Consider the following 4345-nt stretch of genomic DNA (forward strand, 5'->3'; position numbering starts at 1 on the left):
CGACGGGCTCTTCGCCTGGATGTCCGCCCGCGCCATCGCCGGCCTCGAGACGGCGACGGCGACCTCTTTCGCACGCACGCTCGCGCTCCCGGGCGGGCCGGCCTGGTTCCGTCTGCGCGCCGCAGGCCGCGACCGGGTGCGGCTCGATGCCCGGCTGACCCGGCTGGGCGATCTGCCGACGCTGGTGGCACGGGCGCGGCGGCTGTTCGACCTGGATGCCGACCCCGTCGCCGTCGACGAGGCGCTCGGTCGCCACCCCGAACTGCTCGCCTCGCTCGCCGCAACCCCGGGCATGCGCGTCCCCGGCGCCGCCGACCCGCACGAGATGCTCATCCGCGCGATGGTGGGCCAGCAGATCTCGGTGGCGGCCGCCCGCACCGCACTGGTGCGGCTGACCGACGCGCTGGGGGAGCGGGTCCCCGCCCACGAGGGCACCGACCGGCTGTTCCCGACGATGGCGGCCATCGCCGAGCACGGCGCTGACGTGCTGCGTGGGCCGGCCGCCCGCATCCGGGCGCTCACCGGGGCGGCCGCGCTGATGGCGTCGGGCGAGCTGATGCTCTCGGCCGGCGACGACGGCGCCGAGCAGCGGGCACGCCTCTTGGCGCTTCCCGGCGTCGGCCCGTGGACGGCCGATTACGTCCGCATGCGCGTGACGGGCGACCCCGACGTGCTGCTGCCCGGCGATGTCGCGGCCCGCACAGGCGCTGCCGCCCTCGGGATTCCCGCAGACCCCGCGGGTCTCGTCGCGTGGTCCGCGCGCACCGCGCCCTGGCGCACATACCTGACCGCCCACCTCTGGCGAGCCGCCTTGCGCCGACCCGCCGGGCAGCACACACCCCCCGCACGTACCCCCGCACCGGCGCGGGAACCCGAAGGAGTCACCGCATGACCGCCCTCATCGAGACCATCGACACCGCCGACGGCCCCTTCACGATCGTCGCCGACGCCGAAGGCCGGGTGCTCGCCTCGGGCTGGACCGCCGATGCGGACGCGATGATCACCCGCATCCACCCGGCGCTGCGCCCTGAGAGGGTGCGGGAGGGGGCGACGGATGCCGCCGGTGCCGTCCTCGCCTACTACGGCGGCGACCTGCGGGCGATCGACCGCGTGAGCGTCGTGCAGCAGGGCACCGCGCTGCAGCGGGACGGCTGGGATGCCCTGCGCCGCATCGAGCCGGGCCGACCGCTGACCTACACCGCCTTCGCCGCGGCGATGGGCCAGCCCGCCGCCGTGCGCGCCGCCGCGTCGATCTGCGCCCGCAACGCGCCGGCGCTCTTCGTGCCGTGCCACCGCGTGATGCGCGCCGACGGCAGCCTCGGCGGCTTCGCGTGGGGCCTTCACATCAAGCGGGCGCTTCTGGTCCACGAATCCACCTGACCGGTGGGTGTTGCGTCCAGGGAATTCCCAGGGATAGTCTGGAGGGCTGTCGCCTTTCGCGGCGGCATCCCACGACTGAGGAGGACGCCATGTACCAGGCCGCCGTCACCGCGAAGCCGATCGTGCGCCTCCTCGCCCCCGCCGGTCGTCGACCGGTGGCCGGGTAGGCGCCGGTCCCTAGCGAGGTTCTCGCCGCGCCGCGCCGCGCGCGCCGTCCTCACCGGGTGGTGAGAGCTGCGCTGCGGACCGGAGTCAGTGCCCGCTCGCTCCCTGCCCCTTTCCGCGCCCACGTCCGCGAAGCCGACCGCCCCGCGCCGACGAGCGCCGCCCCGGCGTGACGCGCCGGAGTCGTCGCACCGCCGCCCCCGCCGAACCGAACCTCCCCGCCGAAGCCCCGCGCATCCGGATCCAACCCCTCGAAGGACCATGTCTTCCTCACCTCAGAGACTCTCCACACCCCGCGCGCTCGCGCGACTCCTGCCGTTCGTCAAACCCGTGATGCCGCGCCTCATCGGCGGCCTCATCGCCGCGTTCGGCGCCGCGCTGGTCAGCCTGCTGATCCCGCTCGTCCTCGAAGCCGCCGTCGACGGCCCCATCGCGACCGGTGACATCCCGCTCATCGTCTGGGCAGCGGCGGGTGTGCTGGTGCTGGGCGTGCTCGAGGCCTTCTTCGTCTGGCTCCGCCGCGCGTTCGTCCTCAGCCCGGCCACCGGCGTCGAGTACGAGATCCGTCAGCAGTTCTACCGTCGGCTGCAGCGCCTGCCGGTGTCGTTCCACGACCGCTGGCAGTCCGGTCAGCTCCTCAGCCGCATGATGCAGGACATCAACCTGATCCGCCGGTGGCTCGCGTTCGGCTCGATCCTGCTGCTGGTGAACGTGCTCACGATCATCATCGGCGCCTTCTTCCTCTTCCGCTGGCACTGGGCCCTGGGGGCCACGTTCCTCGTGGTGTCGATTCCGCTGTGGTTCTTCGGCTTCCGATTCGAGCGCACGTACGGCGTGCTGGCGCGTCAGAGCCAGGACCAGGCCGGGGACCTCGCCACGTCGGTGGAAGAGAGCGTGCACGGCATCCGCGTGCTCAAGGCCTTCGGCCGCGGCAAGCACGCGCTGCAGAAGTTCACCGCGCAGGTGCAGACGCTGCGCACCACCGAGCTGCGCAAGGCGCGCGAGGTGGGTGTGCTCTGGTTCTGGCTCGAGGTCGTGCCGATGGTGGCGTTCGCCGTGTGCCTGCTCATCGGCATCTGGCTCGCCAGCGAGGGTCAGCTCACCGTGGGAGAGCTCTTCGCCTTCTTCGCGATGGCGACGGCGCTGCGCTGGCCGCTCGAGTCGCTCGGCTTCCTCTTCGCCTTCCTCGTCGACGCCCGCACGGCCACCGACCGCGTGTTCGAGGTGCTCGATGAGACCAACGACATCGTCGACCCGGTGAACCCGAAGACGATCGCCCAGCCCCGCGGTGAGCTGGCCTTCCGCGGCGTGCACTTCCGGTATCAGGATGCCGGCGCCGACGAGCGCGACCTGGTCGACGGCATCGACCTCGTGCTGCAGCCGGGGGAGACGATGGCCCTCGTCGGCCTCACCGGCTCCGGCAAGACGACCCTCACGACCCTCCCCGCGCGCCTTTACGACGTCACTCAGGGCGCGGTGGAGCTGGACGGCGTCGACGTGCGCGATCTCACCCTCGAGGAGCTGCGCCGCCACGTCGCGATGGCCTTCGAGGATGCCACGCTGTTCTCCTCGTCGGTGCGCGAGAATGTGCTGCTCGGCCGTGACGACCTGCGCCCCGACAGCCCGGAGGCCGACGCCGTCCTGGCGGAATCCCTCGCCATCGCGCAGGCGCAGTTCGTGCACGAGCTGCCAGACGGAGTCGACACCCTCGTCGGCGAGGAGGGGCTGAGCCTGTCCGGTGGCCAGCGTCAGCGCCTGGCGCTGGCGCGTGCCGTTGCCGCGCGTCCGGCCGTGCTGGTGCTGGACGACCCGCTGTCGGCGCTCGACGTCGACACCGAGGCCCTCGTCGAGGCGGCGCTGCGGCGGGTGCTGGCGACCACCACGGCGCTCATCGTGGCCCACCGTCCATCGACGGTCGCCATGGCCGACCGGGTGGCGGTGCTCGAGGCGGGCCGCATCACGGCGGTCGGCACCCACAGCGAACTGCTGCGCACGAGCGAGCACTACCGATACGTCATCTCGAGCTTCGAAGCCGAGGAACGCACCCAGCGCGAGACGGAGGTGAACCTGTGAGCGCGTCGAGCGTCCAGGGGACCAGCGGCGAAGACCGCGACGACTACACCCAGGAAGAAAGCCGCACGATCCGGCGCCGGTCGCTCCGGCTGCTGTGGTCGCTCGTGCGCCCCATGAAGGGGCTGCTGGTGCTGACCGCGCTGGTGCTGGTCGCCTCCACCGCTCTGCGGGTCCTCGGCCCCGCCCTCATCGCGTGGGGGATCAACGAGGCCTTGCCGCGTGCCGTGGAATACGCCGACTGGATGCCGGCCTTCGGCGTGACGGCGATGTACCTCGTCTCGGGCGTGATGGGCGCCCTGCTCATCGCCTGGTACGTGCTGCTGTCGGCGCGGCTGACCCAGGCCGTGCTGATGGACCTGCGCACCCGCATCTTCCGTCACACCCAGCGGCTGAGCCTGGAGTTCCACGAGACCTACACCTCTGGACGCATCATCTCGCGGCAGACGAGCGACCTGGAGTCGATCCGGGAACTCCTCGACGGGGGACTGAACCAGCTGGTGCAGGGGGCGCTGTACGGCGTCTTCACGCTGGTCGCGCTCTTCCTCGTGGACTGGCAGTCGGGCCTCATCCTCGTGGTGATGGGCTTGCCGCTGTTCCTCCTCATGCGGTGGTTCTACCGGGAATCCCAGAAGGGCTTCCGCCTGTCGCGGGTCGTCAGTGCGCGACTGATCGTGCAGTTCGTCGAGACGATGACCGGCATCCGCGCGGTGAAGGCCTTCCGAAAGGA

At 71.8% G+C, this 4345-nt stretch carries 4 protein-coding genes; all 4 read left to right on the forward strand.

All coding sequences use genetic code 11. From position 1 onward, the window contains the following. Positions 1–892: DNA-3-methyladenine glycosylase family protein (locus tag NQ160_RS11285; protein WP_306853156.1), on the forward strand; the 892-nt coding region annotated here is incomplete at its 5' end. Beyond that, on the forward strand, positions 889–1380 hold the full coding sequence (locus NQ160_RS11290; protein ID WP_257515338.1) for a methylated-DNA--[protein]-cysteine S-methyltransferase: 492 nt from the start codon (positions 889–891) through the stop codon (positions 1378–1380). The genes NQ160_RS11285 and NQ160_RS11290, both read left to right, overlap by 4 nt. 426 nt (positions 1381–1806) lie before the next feature. Beyond that, the gene (locus NQ160_RS11295; protein ID WP_257515339.1) at positions 1807–3618 is read left to right on the forward strand and encodes an ABC transporter ATP-binding protein; all 1812 of its coding nucleotides are present in this window, start codon (positions 1807–1809) and stop codon (positions 3616–3618) included. Then, positions 3615–4345 (forward strand): ABC transporter transmembrane domain-containing protein (locus NQ160_RS11300; RefSeq protein WP_257515340.1); only part of this gene is annotated, 731 nt, incomplete at its 3' end. The genes NQ160_RS11295 and NQ160_RS11300, both read left to right, overlap by 4 nt.

It is taken from the genome of Microbacterium sp. zg.Y909 (assembly GCF_024626565.1).